Origin of the sequence: Faecalicatena contorta (assembly GCF_003149105.1) — a bacterium.
GTDB classification, from domain to species: domain Bacteria; phylum Bacillota; class Clostridia; order Lachnospirales; family Lachnospiraceae; genus Muricomes; species Muricomes contortus_C.
Map to the genome: position 1 here is coordinate 131,860 of NZ_QGDS01000004.1, position 13,536 is coordinate 145,395.

Below are 13,536 nucleotides of genomic sequence, written 5' to 3' on the forward strand. Positions count from 1 at the left end.
ACTGAACATAATCATGATGGTAAACGGAAATTTGTAAAGGAGGAAAACGTGAAGAAGAAAACATTAATTGGTGGTGTGATATGTATATGTGTTATTAGCAGCATCCTTATTTATGTAGCTTCCCGCTATCAAAACACTTCCACAGAACGTTTGCCGGACAAATATGATGCAAATATTGAGCAAATACATAGTACCATAGATGAAGATCAGGATGGCATTGATGATCAGACGGATATTCTTGAGGGTACGTTTGACTATATTGCATCTAAACCCAAATATAAAAGCAGCTACTACCAGGCAGGTTATTCCGATGATGAATATGGAGTATGTACGGATGTAGTGGCAAATGCTTTGAAAAGTGCGGGATATGACCTAATGGTATTAATACAGGAAGATATTGAGAAAAATTCCGATGATTATGACATCGATGATCCAGATATAAATATTGACTTTAGACGAGTGAACAATCTAAAGGTCTATTTTTCACATACAGCAATAAGTCTTACCACAGATATTACCAATGTAGAGGAATGGCAGGGTGGGGATATTGTGATTTTTCAAAACCATGTTGGAATTGTTTCTGATCGAAGAAATGAAAACGGTGTTCCCTATGTGATCCACCATAATGATCCATGGCAGACGGCATATGAACAGGATATTCTTGAAACCAGGGATGATATAGCCGGCCATTACAGGATTACAGAATAAAGACAAATTTCAATTGGGGGCAGTTTAGCGTAATTTCAGATATGATTTATAACTGTTTGTACATTCAGAATTATGCTATTATCATTGACTAACTCTTATTACTTCTGTTATGATTTTTTGAACAACTTAAAACACTCACTTAGCAGAAGCAGGAATCTCTGCTTCTGCGTATTGGTCTTACAGGTGCCTATATGTCTATCGTGTTCTTGTGCCAATATACGCTCAACTTTCTGGATGCCACAACAGAGCAGATGCCGACCGTGCTGTTTACACTGTTTACGTTGTTCCAGCTTTTCAATGCTTTTAACTGCCGTGAGCTGCACAGCACCAGTATTTTCAAGAATTTGCTGAAAAACAAGCTGATGCTGCTGGTAGTGGGGGGACACTTATTCTCCAAATCCTGATTATTGAGTTTGCCGGAGTGTTTTTTGGTACAATACCACTGGACTTTGTCATGTGGATAAAACTCTTCGCAGTATCATTCAGCGTGATTGTGTTATCTGAACTTCTAAAATTATGTTTGCGTATCATAAAGAAATAGATTAAGGTTCATCACATTGCAGACTTTTTGGTTTTTTATTTTATTATTTGCGTTGCCTCTTACTTTAATAACTAATGGAATATAGAAAAATGTCAATTTGCAGTTACATAATGTACAAATAACGTTAAGGGAGGATAACTTTTGAAAAAGAAACAAGACAACAAGAATTTTTGGAATCGTTACGCTAAATTATATGATTTTGAGATTCACAGATTTAATCGTTCTGCCTATTCAGAGATGTATAGACTTATGTCGGCGGTGCTTACCAGGGAAATGAAAGTGCTTGAAATTGCCACAGGTACTGGACTAATTGCGATTAATATTGCTGATTCTGTTCAGTCAGTGGAGGCGACTGACTTTTCCCCTAAAATGATAGAAGCAGCAATGAAAAAAAACGTACCTGATAATGTGCACTTTTCCGTTGAGGATGCCTCTGCACTCTCTTTTGCAGCTCAAACTTTTGATGCCGTAATCATATCAAACGCATTGCACATTATGCCAGACCCGGAATTGGTATTAATGAATATCAAGAGAGTTCTGAAACCAAATGGATTATTGATAGCGCCTACGTTTTCACATGGTCATTTAAATAACTCAACATGGAAATTGAACGCATTTGTTCTGAGGATTATTGGATTTGAAACATACTCTAAATGGAAACCAAAAGAGTATGTTTCATTTATTAGTGAAAACGGCTTTTCCATAATAAATTGGAAAGTGCTCAAAGCTGCTTTTCCCCTTGTTTATTTGGAAGCAAAACTTAACGATTAACAATCACAGATTCATAGCCAGCGTATTAGCTGCCAGCATACCGCTATATAAGGATCCCTGCATCCAGCCATGCTTTACAGAAGTATGTTCTCCAGCAAAAAATACATGGTTATTATATTCCGGTTCAAGAATCGTATGGGCGAAATTTATCTTTTGGCCGGGAAGATCTACTGCAAATGCTCCTCGAAACCACTGCTGCTGGTTCCAATCTACATTTTTATGATCTTTCACAATAGAATCCAGGAAATTTTCCGGTAATCCATGTACCTCCTCCACATTTCTCTTAACCAGCGAAAACTGCCTGCTTTTGCTTTGATTCGCAACCCGTATGGAGTCCTGATTCACATTATAAGAGGAGACTAATACGCCCGGTTCTAATGGTGAGCAGGAAGATGGCTTCGTACAGTGGATATGGTCTGAGGGATATAAAATGGACTGAATGGGAAGATCAGTAAAAGAAATACCCCCATTCATGTTTCCATATGCCGCATTTTCCTCCCAAAAACGCCGGTTACAGAAAAAGGCAGCCTTAAAGGAATCGGAGTAAAATAATTCCCGGATAGCCTGCATTTTCTGATTACTAAAAAATGGTTTTATATCTACTTCCCGTAAGGTGGAGAATGGGATGGTGCAGATAACGTAATCAAATTCTTCATACATATTTGTCGTATAAGTGTTGTTATACCTTAGAATAACTTTACTGTCAGAAGAATTCTGATAAATACCGGTTATATCATGACCAAGTTTGATATTAACATTCCCAAGCAAATCCGGTGCAATATCATATTCTCTCGGGTTGTGGGAGATAAGGGAATTATAAAAAGCACAGGGAAGGTTAATCATACCTCCGTCTATTCGGTAAGTATTCAGAAAATCCATGGAATATAACTCCTGCAGGGATTCCCCGTAACTGGTGTTAAGCAGTCCTCCGGTCAGAGAGTCCGTACTGGCTATTAAATTTATAGCTTCCTGGCTTAAACCGCGCATCTCCAGTATCTCCCTGATACTGTTGTTTAAATAGAAGGAATACTCTGGTGAATACGCCGGCAGAATCTGCAGCAGTTCTCTTCGTATATCTGGATTCAGGCTTAGTAAGACAGAATCAAAGGCATAATCACTTAACTCTGACCATGGAAAAGATTCTTGATAATCGGCAAGATTAAATAAGGGATATAAATACTTCGTTATATTATTCCCGTCCCGGTCTCTCCGTATTCTGGTGTTATGAACGTATATAAAGTTGTTGGGAAAAGGTGAGGTAGTCGAAATGGTATTCAGATGTAATAAATTTATATAATGCCAGGTTGTACCATGGGACATGGGAATTCTCATAGGACCAAATTCTCCATAATACCGTCTGCTCTGATCAAAATAATAAGTATACACTCTTCCGCCTATGCGGTCTTCTATGGCGTCATACAGTGTAATTTCTGCTCCAATCTTTCTTAATTCAAAGGCAGCGGATAAACCTGCCAGACCTGCACCTATTATGCCTACTTTAAGGTTTCTATATGCTCCGGGAGCAGCATAGGAGGTAATATCAGGCGGGGGGTTTAATAGTTCAACTACATTTTCAAAATCTTCCGGCCGGCCGGCGTTTGTAAAAGCTTTTTTTAATATTTCATATCTTGTGGAATCACTTGGATTCGTCAGATAATTCCCTGTTTGCTCAGACATATAAGGATGCCTTTCATTCACTCTCTTGTTGTAAATGTATTATCTGAATTTTAAAAATATACTTAGCGGTTTTGTTCGATTCCAATTTGATACCTTTTAATTTAGAGAGGCCTGCTGCCCAGGCCCCTCTACTATATCTCTTATGATGGTTACATATGAAAGTGCTATAGCTTTATCATTGTAAACTACCCATTTATATCCTTATGCTTTCAGAAATTTCTGTAAAAATTACACCCAATGCGAATGCTCCTGCATCAGGATATCCCAGGCTTCTTTCCCCGACAGTACCAGCCCGGCCCATTCTTGCCAGAATATCTTCGGTTGCTTTTGCTCCGTCCACTGCGGCTTTAGCAGCCTTTGTAAATGCTGTCTTTACATCATCACCTCTGCCGGCACTTTCAGCCCAGGAATCAGCACAGGGAACTAAGGCATCAATTAAGGTCTTATCCCCTGCCACAGCACCTCTTCCGAAAGAACGCTCCCCGGTACTTTGAATACCCGCCACTGCCCCCTGCAGCATTTCGGTAAACTCTTTTATAGAGAGTTCTTTTTTATCCCCCGCGGATTTTGCTGCTGCCCGGAAGGCAGAACCCCAAATCGGACCTGAGGCTCCTCCGCAGTATTGCATAATTACCAAAGAGCAGGCATCCAAAAAGCTTCCTATGGATTGCGTATTCCTTTCAATAATCTCTTTCCATTCTCTTTTTAACTGCTTAAACCCTTTCGCAACGCTCATCCCAAAATCCCCATCCCCTGCATGAGAATCTAATTCGCAAAACGGAACTTCATTTTTAATAATGCATTCACCCATTTTATCTACAATATAAATCATATTGTTAAGGCTTATCTTACTGTCTTGAACTACTGCATAAGATTCCTCTGTCTCAACTTTGAAAGAAACCTCTTCCGGTTCCTCACTCATTGCCGGCAGGTTCACATACTGCACCTTTTCTACCGGTCCATCCACCCTAAATGCAGGGGCATCACTCTTGCAGGAAAGGAGTTCTTTTAATTCACCGTCCAGTTTCATAATAGAAACCGATGCTCCCAGCATATCGATACTGGTCATATAATTTCCTACAAAAGTCCGGTTTATTTTCATATCTTTCTGGGATAGTTCTCTTGTTACCGCATTATTCAAAAGGTATAACTCCTGCAGCGGAGTGCCGCCAAATCCATTCACCAGCAATGCGATTTCTTCTTCTGGAGATTCATCCAGCTTTAAATCCTCCAGAAGTGAGGTTACCATTCTCTCTGCCAGCGCATCTGCGGTAATGGCTTTTTCTCTCTTTCTTCCAGGTTCCCCGTGTATACCGACGCCATATTCCATCTCGTCCTCGCCAATCTCAAAGGTTGGCGTGCCTTTTGCAGGTACTGTGCAGGAACTGAATGCAAATCCGATGCTTCGTACATTCTGAGCGGCTTTTTGTGCCACTTCCTTAACCTCCTGCAAGCTTTTTCCCTGCTCCGCAGCTGCCCCGGCAATTTTATGAACAAGCACCGTGCCTGCAACACCCCGGCGTCCAACCGTGTACAAGCTGTCCTGGACTGCAATGTCATCTTCTACTTTGACATAATCAACCTGAATACCATCTTCCTCTGCCAGATATGCCGCATTTTTAAAATTCATCATATCTCCGCTGTAGTTTTTGATGATAAGCAAGGTCCCCCTGTCGCTTGCAGTTTCTTTAATTGCCTGGTATACCTGGATTTGGGAAGGAGACGCGAAAACATCTCCGCAAACTGCCGCATCAAGCATTCCCTTTCCTATAAATCCTGCATGGGCAGGTTCATGTCCGCTGCCTCCCCCGCTGATTAAGCTGACCTTATTTTTATTAATTTCTCTTTTCTTAATAACCTTATACTTTTGAATAAATTCAAGTTTCGGATGTGCCATTGCGATGCCATTACACATTTCCATTACAATGGTCTCTGGTTTGTTAATAATCTTCTTCATGATACCTCCTTCTGTCCTTTTCTATCCTGCCTTATAAGCTCTTCCTACGGCATCAGCCATGATAATAGCAGCTGCTACAGACTTGGGATTAACCGGAAACGGCATGGAGTGGATGGATTCTTCCGGGATACAGGCTTTTTCAGCTACCTGCATCAATTCTTCCTCAGTAATGGAATCCACTCCGATATCTGCCAGACACACGGGCAGTCCGACTGCCACACAGAACTCTAATACTTCGTGCAATTCTTCTTTTGGTGCATTTTCCAGCACAAGCTGCGCGATTGTCCCAAAGGCAACCTTTTCACCATGGAAATATTTATGTGTATCTTCCAGGATTGTCAGTCCGTCATGGATTGCATGTGCTGCTGCAAGTCCGCCGCTCTCAAATCCTAATCCAGACAAAAGGATGTTGGCTTCAATAATATTTTCCAAAGCGGGAGTCACCTGATTACAGTCACAGGAAACCCTTGCTTTCCTTCCATCCTTTAACAGCGTCTGATAGCACAATGTGGCTAATGCAAGTGCTGTATTTGTTCCTTTTGCTTCCCCGCACAAATCTTCGCGGAAACCACAGGGTAAGCCTGCATTTACATTAGAATAGGAATTAGATGTAGCTCTTGCTTCAAAATAAGTGGATAGGGCATCACCCATACCGGATACCAAAAAACGTGTAGGTGCATTTGCAATCACCGTTGTATCAATTAAAACAACGCTGGGGCTTTGTTTGAAATATGCATAGTCGTCAAATGCACCCTCAGGAGTATACAATACTGCTGAGTGGCTTGTGGGGGCATCCGTTGCCGCAATGGTGGGACAGATGATTAAGGCATCTCCCATGGCCACGCATTTGGCTGTATCAATTGCCTTTCCCCCTCCCAATCCGATGGTGCAGGAGCATCCATTTTCTTTTGCAACCTCTTGTAACCTTGCAACCTCCTGGCGGGAACACTCACCCCTAAATCCACTTTCCACAAAAGTAATCTGGAATTTTCCGGCTGTTGCATCTAATTTTTCCTTCACCCTGGATACATCATCTGGATGCGCAATTAGAAGCGCGGACGTTCCAAAGGTTTTTACGAAATAGCCCAGGTTTAATATTTCGTCTTCCCCCTGTACATATTTTGTTGGGCAAATAAATGCTTTTCTCACTTTCTTTTACCTCCTTATTTGGTCTTATAATCTAGCATTTTTTGATAAAAAAGCTCCGCCTGTTTCCTGCAGACAATAAGCTGGTTCAGCTCATCCTCCCTGCTCCCGTCTTTTCCATATAAACAAACTTCAAAGTCGGCGGGCAGGTCAAGAGGCGCCTTAGCTGTATATTCTGCAATCAAATCCCAGTCAAGAATCCCCTGACCAAGTGTGCCATCCACATTAGGTATCCAATGGGTATCATGAAGCAGTACTTCCAGGTCCGCCTGTTCTCCATCCTCCTGGTACAGTAATTCGTCGGAAATCGATGCATTATCCTGGAGGTGGGTTGCATAAAGCCTGTCGTTGTATTTTTTAAGAAAATGATAATAATCTTCCCGGCACATCAGTGCCCCATGTCCGGAATCATAAGCAAATCCCAGAAAATCACTGTCATAGCGCCCGAACATCATATCAAATTGTTCATCCTGATATTTCTGGGGTGTGCAAATCATGTTCTCCAGTGCGATTCTGACCCCGGCAGCTTTCGCATATTCTTTCACTTCATCAAAAGACTTCATAACCTGTTTATAATATGCTGTCTTTTCCTCCGGTTTCTCTTCAAAAAGCATATAAGGAAGCTGCATATGAAGCACCATCACAGAAGCCCCTATGTATGTGCACAAATCGATTCTGTTCTTCAACAGGTCAACACCTGCCAGTCTCAGATATTCATTTGTAGAAGTATAGTCCTTTCGAATGTCCTCCAGCCTGTAACGGTTGCGGAATACCTTTTTTCCATTTATCCAGATTGTTCTTTTTCCGCCTTCTGATGCATGAATACTGTGAGCGCAAATATCATAATACCGCAGCACATCTCTTGCCTGGAACATTTCGCTTTTGCTGTATAAATATTCTCCTTCCCAATTCTGCATCCATTGTGTATGTGTAAAACCAGCCTCAGCCAGCATTTTAATCTGCCGCTCAATTTCAATCCAGTTATGCAGGTCATTGCTGTAATCTGTTTCACACGAACTTAACAATTTTAAATCCGGCATAATTAACCTCCTTATTTTATGCTCTCTGCTTAAGCTTCTGCTGTTTCTGCCGTCTGTGCTTCTGCAATTGCCTTCTTATTTAACCTGAGAAGAACAAATCCGCAGACGAAGCCTGCCGCTGAAAGAATTGCCATTGCTATGAAACAGTTAATGTATCCCTGAAGGGGTGTCGCTGTTCCTGTATATCTGTCAACCATATTTCCAGATACTACGTACAAGAAAATTTCCGGTGCATAAGTAACCAGAGAAATGATTCCTGAAGCTGTACCAGCAAGTTTCTTTGGAACAAGAACTTCATCAATTGTTGAAAAGTATAATGCCTTGATACTGTACAGACACAGGCCGTAACATACGAAATTGGCTACTATAATCGGAACTGCTCCTGCACCCGCCGGAATTGCAACATAAGCTGTAGCAAATACCGCCATTCCAATAAATGCATATTGTATAAATTTTATCCTGCTTCCAATTTTATCTGAAATCAAACCGGCAACGAAGGCCCCCACCATCATCATAAAGTAAGTACGGACAACACTTAAGTTTGCCACTACGGTAGCGCTCAAACCAAAGGCTTCTGATAAATAAGCGGTTACATAGCCATGAAAGATAAGAGCAGAATAATTGCAGATTCCCAATGCTCCGCAAAGCCATACTCTCGGCATTTTCGCAACTGCCATAAAGTCCTTCATATTCAAAGGATTTTTTTGCACTGCAGCGGATTTTTGAGGTGCATCGTTCTCCATAAAGACTGCTGCCAGAATACCTGCAATAATCAATAAAATACTGTAGTATAAAATGGCATTTTTCATACCGCCAATATCATCTACTGCCATGCCAAATACTGCAACGGAACCAAATGCTACTAAAGTTCCTATCAGTCCTCTTCCGCCTTCCAGCGTTCCGAATAACCGTCCCTGTTCTTCCGGCCCTCCAAGACGGTTCACTGATTTGACCATGGCTGCCCAGAATGTAAACACTGTAGTGATTGCAAAAACAGCATGAATTACAACCAGCCACACAAACCCAGGCATCGTCCAGTACCACAGTCCGGCAAGTGCTGTTCCCACACAGGAGATAATAATCAATTTTTTAGAGCTGAATTTATCTGCTAAAACTCCTCCCGGAAAATAACAGATAAAATTCACAATCCCATAGGCAGACATAATCAGACCTAACTGGGTTTTTGTAGCACCTGTGGCCTGCTGCAGAGGTTCCATATACGTTTCACGCAAATATGGAAGTTTTGTAATCAATCCCCCGGCAATGGCTACAATAAGAACCGTCATCCACTTTCTTACATTTTGCTGCTTGCTTGTTTCCATTTTTAATCCTCCTTGTTTTAACCTTTTCCAAAGCGGCTCCCCAGGGTCCGCTTTGCTGCTCCCTCATAACCTTACAGCCGTTTCGCTGCTATAAGGCATGCTTATTGAACCTCTCGCGTTCAATAACTTTATTCTCAACCCTCTTGTATCAGCCTTCTCTTTTTATATAGTTTGAGGCCTCCTTTAAAAAACTGAATACAATCAGAATGACAATCACACCAATAGGAAATGCTGCAATAATTGCTACCGATTGAAGGCTGTGCATAGAACTTTTCGCACTAAGAAGTCCAATTGGCAGTATGATAAATAACACAGCCCAAAACGCCCTTATCTTTTTATCAGGCTCTTTATTTTCTTTTAAATTCCGATAGGAATAAATGGAAATAACCATTGTCAGTGTGTCAAATGTGGTGGCATAAAACGCGACCATCGTAATGACCAGTAATAAAATCGCACCTTTGGAAAAAGGAAGTGTATGAAACATATTCAAAATAGCTCTGGGAACCGTTACCCCATCCGCAAGCTGGGCAAGAACATCAATCGTCCCTTTCGTCTGTTTTGCAAGGCCAAAACCTCCAAATACCATAAAGCTTGTGTAGGTTCCCGCAAGTCCCGCCGCATACCCTCCCAGAATTAGACTTTTTATAGTTCTTCCTTTACTTATCACCCCGATAAAAAATGGAGTCGCGATGCACCATACAAGCCAGTAAGCCCAATAAAATATAGTCCAGTTTTGGACAAATCCGGTAGTCCTTGACGGGTCCAGGTTTGTGGACAGAGAGAAAAAGTTCTGAACCATATTCCCTGCTGCCGTAATCCCTGTCTCTATGATATATACCGTGTCCCCGGACAGAAACAGTACCCAGAAAACCAAACCTAAAAACAGAAAAATACATACTTTAGCAGCAAACAAAATTCCTTTGAATCCGGTCAGAACAGCCCATGTATAGATAACAGCAATAACAACCAATATTCCAATATTAATTGTTACAGAGGGTTCCAAATGAAATACATCACAGATTCCCTCTGACAATAGCGGTGTTGCAATGGAAAATGTGGTAGCTGTTCCTGCCAGAAGGGCAAATATTGCAATTAAATCTATCCCTCTCCCCAGAACACCATCCACCTTATCTCCCAGCAAGGGCCTTAAACTCTCTGAAAACTTCTGTTTTGTCCTTCCCCGGACATGTATCATAAATCCGAATGCAACTGCCAATATGAGGTAAAACCCCCACGGAATTGGTCCCCAGTGAAACAAAGAATAAGTGGGACTCCATAATTCCATCTGCCCTGCACTATTCAAATGCTGTTCGCCTGCATACAAGGCCCACTCGCTGCAGGAATAATACAAAATATCTGCCGCCATAGTAGATGTAAATATCATGGCACCCCATTGAAAGTTTGTATACTGAGGTTTCTCACTATTGCCCAGTCTGATTTTCCCATACCTTGAAAATGCAATTATAATAGTAGCCAGAAATACACCCAGCCCCAGGAGCATATAGAACCACCCCAAATTCTCCCCCAGCATATTCCTTATATAATCTGTTGCCAGGATTGACTGTTCAGGATACAGAAAGAATAACACACACAAACCAGCCACAATGATTAATGGAACAATCATGAGAACCATATCAAGTTCTTTTTTCATACCTCATTCCCCTATTTCCTCTTATCCTTCTGAATACCCGCAAAACTCCTTTGCAATCTCATACTGTCTTTTCTGATAATCCTGGTAGTTCTCTCCGGAAGAGTTTTTAATTTCCGCCCACAGTACCCAGAGAAATGCACTGGCTGACATATAAGCATAAATTTTCTTTCTCTCTGGTTCTGTACAGCGGTTATCAAAATACACCTCAATGACCCGGTCTGTCTTCTCTTTATTAAGCTCCGAATAAATGCAGAACATGGCAATATCAATATGAGGATCACACATTGCCGCATATTCCCAGTCAATCAGATAAATACGGTTTCCCTCTACCATAAAATTATCCGTTATCGGGTCAATATGGCACAGGCAATATTCCTGTGTTTTCCTGCCGGTTATCCTCTGCAGATCCATAATTCTTCTGCGTGTATTTTCGTAATCGTCCAGACCTCTGATTTCCGCCCCGCAGCACTTTTCATATTCCTCTATCTTCTGGTAAACGTTAAACTCATGTCCCACATGCAGCTTCATTTCATGAAACTGTCTGAGATGCTGCATACATGACCTTACTTCGTCCCAATCCTCTATATTGCACACATGTGCATCCTCTAGAAATTCTGTAATCTTAACCCCATTTTCTGCGTTAATGTACAAAATCTTTTCTGTGATTCCCCTGCCTTCCAGCATCTTATAGACTTCTACTTCCTGCTGACGGTTCACTAAATACTCTGTACCTTCTCCCGGTATGCGGATGAGATATTTCTTTTCATTGCGCATGAAGAAATACAAATGATTCGTCATCCCTGCATCGATCTTCCGAATACCGTATGCGCCCTCCAGCATCCCGGCAATTTCTAATGCCTGCTTTACAATGGCTGTTTCCTTATTATGTAACGGTTTATTTTCTCCCACGTCTGACTTCTCCATAAAACTGACACTTTATTTTCTCACTATGACATCAATTATACACAGTCGATTTTTTATTACAATGGTATTAGTTGTTTAATTTTCACAAATTACAATGGTACTTTCATGATATATCCTTAAATAATGGTAATAATATGACCTTTTATTCTCGTATCCCCTGTTTTTTAGCTATATTGTTATATTTATAACAATATAGCTGAGGCTTTTTATCCATTTTTATTATAATTTTGCGTAATTAAGATTGATTTTTATGATTTGCTTTAGTAATATAATGACATCAGATGGCTTTGATTATTTAAGAGAGGATGTTCTATGACAGATTTTAACTTAGATAAAATTCTTGATTTGAAAAAATGGCAGGAGCTGCAGGACTCTCTTGCAGATGTAACTCAGCTCGCAATTATTACGATTGATTATAAAGGAAGGCCTATTTCTGCACACAGTAAATGTACACCTTTTTGCCAGAAAATCAGGGGGAATACAGATTTATCTAAAATGTGCCAGAAGTGTGATTCCAGAGCGGGCTTAGAAGCAGTAAGATATGGCAGGCCATATGTTTACCTGTGTCATTATAATATTATTGATATTGCAATTCCCATAACAAACGACGACAAATATATCGGCGCTATTATGGCAGGGCAGGTAAGGCCATCATTTTCCGGAACGGTTCCAGATTTAGAGCAGATATTCTATTCCTCCACCAGTCTTAAGGCTCTTCAGGAATCTCAGGAGCTGAAGCGCCTGTATGTGGAAATCCCGGCGCTGGATTATGACGTTATCTTAAGAGCTTCAGACATGCTTTTTAAACTGTGCAATTACATTATAGATGAGGCAACTGCCAAGAATCTAATTGTAAATACATACAACTCCCTGGTTTCCATACCCCAGGCTGCTCCGCCAAATACCCTCGGTTCAAATAATATGTCTTTGCTGAAGTCTGCACCATCCAATACTCTTACACCTGTACACACCTCAAATGCACCATTTACCAGTCTTAAAAACGTAAAGCTATTACCAGCCCTGGAATATATCTTTAACAATCCTCATCTAATGGTTTCTCTGGAAAAAGCCGCACAGCTCTGTCATTTTAGCCCAGGCTACTTCAGCAGGTCTTTTTCCAGGGAATTTAACACAAGCTATACCTCATATACCACGAAACTAAAAATTGAATGGGCAAAGGATTTACTGATAAAAACAGATCTGCCTGTCACACAGATTAGTGAACAGCTTGGGTTCAGTGATCCTGGCTATTTTACAAAGGTATTTAAAAAACAGGAGTATTTAACACCAGCTTTATACCGGAAATATGTTCCTTCCCAGAGCACAACCGGACCTGTATAACAAATAGTCCGGCCTGCCAGACTCATGCGCCGGAGTGCATTCAATTTAACAGCCAGTTTTCTGATTATATAAAAATACAGGACACCAGATAATTTATGATATCTGGTGTCCTGTTTTATAGTTCAAGGATTAATCCATTGAATAAATGCGGTTTTATCATGGCAATTGAATCCCGCTTTTTCATAGAAATTCAGTGTACTGTTCTCCTTCGAGCCAGTTAGAAGCATAATTTTATAACAGTTTTCTTTAAGCGCGATCTCTTTCGCATAATTTAAGCAGGCTGTTGCAATTCCTTTTTTTCGATAAGAAATATCAGTTATAACGTTTTCAATTAAGCGTACGGACGTTGAGCATGTGTGAGGTTAGGGACAATGAGAATGACACAAGATGAAACGATTTTTTCTCCTTCAACTGCAACGACAATATGATGGTTTTCATCACTCAATATTTTCTCCGCT

General features: G+C 40.9%; 11 protein-coding genes and 1 pseudogene. 4 read left to right on the forward strand and 8 right to left on the reverse strand.

The window, feature by feature from the left end; genetic code table 11:
• Nucleotides 1–48: 48 nt before the first annotated feature.
• The 3 genes and pseudogenes from A8805_RS08600 to A8805_RS08615 all read left to right on the forward strand — a co-directional run bounded on the left by A8805_RS08600 (nucleotide 49) and on the right by A8805_RS08615 (nucleotide 2,020).
• Nucleotides 49–708, forward strand: coding sequence for a DUF1287 domain-containing protein (locus A8805_RS08600; protein ID WP_242992309.1), 660 nt, complete (start codon nucleotides 49–51; stop codon nucleotides 706–708).
• Between the two features lie 191 nt (nucleotides 709–899).
• A pseudogene (locus A8805_RS23105) lies at nucleotides 900–1,249 on the forward strand (cation transporting ATPase C-terminal domain-containing protein).
• 141 nt (nucleotides 1,250–1,390) lie between these two features.
• Nucleotides 1,391–2,020: a class I SAM-dependent methyltransferase gene (locus A8805_RS08615; RefSeq protein ID WP_109710088.1), complete on the forward strand. Its 630-nt coding sequence runs from the start codon at nucleotides 1,391–1,393 to the stop codon at nucleotides 2,018–2,020.
• A 3-nt stretch (nucleotides 2,021–2,023) separates the two neighbouring features.
• Here A8805_RS08615 and A8805_RS08620 read toward each other — a convergent pair whose 3' ends face one another.
• The 7 genes from A8805_RS08620 to A8805_RS08650 all read right to left on the reverse strand — a co-directional run bounded on the left by A8805_RS08620 (nucleotide 2,024) and on the right by A8805_RS08650 (nucleotide 11,737).
• Nucleotides 2,024–3,697 (reverse strand): flavin monoamine oxidase family protein, encoded by a 1,674-nt coding sequence (locus tag A8805_RS08620; protein ID WP_109710090.1) that lies wholly within the window; start codon nucleotides 3,695–3,697, stop codon nucleotides 2,024–2,026.
• Nucleotides 3,698–3,890: 193 nt separating this feature from the next.
• Nucleotides 3,891–5,654, reverse strand: coding sequence for a dihydroxyacetone kinase subunit DhaK (dhaK, locus tag A8805_RS08625; protein WP_109710092.1), 1,764 nt, complete (start codon nucleotides 5,652–5,654; stop codon nucleotides 3,891–3,893).
• 21 nt (nucleotides 5,655–5,675) lie between these two features.
• Nucleotides 5,676–6,803 carry a glycerol dehydrogenase gene (locus A8805_RS08630; RefSeq protein ID WP_109710094.1) on the reverse strand — a complete coding sequence of 376 codons (1,128 nt, stop codon included), beginning with the start codon at nucleotides 6,801–6,803 and terminating at the stop codon, nucleotides 5,676–5,678.
• 14 nt (nucleotides 6,804–6,817) lie between these two features.
• A complete protein-coding gene (locus A8805_RS08635; protein WP_109710097.1) occupies nucleotides 6,818–7,840 on the reverse strand; it encodes a sugar phosphate isomerase/epimerase family protein in 1,023 nt (340 codons plus the stop codon).
• A gap of 29 nt (nucleotides 7,841–7,869) precedes the next feature.
• Nucleotides 7,870–9,162, reverse strand: a complete 1,293-nt coding sequence (locus A8805_RS08640) for an MFS transporter (protein WP_109710099.1) — start codon at nucleotides 9,160–9,162, stop codon at nucleotides 7,870–7,872.
• Between the two features lie 148 nt (nucleotides 9,163–9,310).
• A complete protein-coding gene (locus tag A8805_RS08645) occupies nucleotides 9,311–10,813 on the reverse strand; it encodes a BCCT family transporter (RefSeq protein WP_109710101.1) in 1,503 nt (500 codons plus the stop codon).
• 21 nt (nucleotides 10,814–10,834) lie between these two features.
• The gene (locus A8805_RS08650) at nucleotides 10,835–11,737 is read right to left on the reverse strand and encodes a choline kinase family protein (RefSeq protein WP_109710103.1); all 903 of its coding nucleotides are present in this window, start codon (nucleotides 11,735–11,737) and stop codon (nucleotides 10,835–10,837) included.
• A 312-nt stretch (nucleotides 11,738–12,049) separates the two neighbouring features.
• Here A8805_RS08650 and A8805_RS08655 point away from each other — a divergent pair, with 312 nt between their 5' ends.
• Complete coding sequence (locus tag A8805_RS08655) at nucleotides 12,050–13,078, forward strand: PocR ligand-binding domain-containing protein (RefSeq protein WP_109710106.1); 1,029 nt, start codon at nucleotides 12,050–12,052, stop codon at nucleotides 13,076–13,078.
• A gap of 122 nt (nucleotides 13,079–13,200) precedes the next feature.
• Here the strand turns inward: A8805_RS08655 and A8805_RS22955 are convergent, their stop codons facing one another.
• Nucleotides 13,201–13,410, reverse strand: a complete 210-nt coding sequence (locus A8805_RS22955) for a GNAT family N-acetyltransferase (RefSeq protein WP_334294048.1) — start codon at nucleotides 13,408–13,410, stop codon at nucleotides 13,201–13,203.
• Between the last annotated feature and the right edge of the window lie 126 nt (nucleotides 13,411–13,536).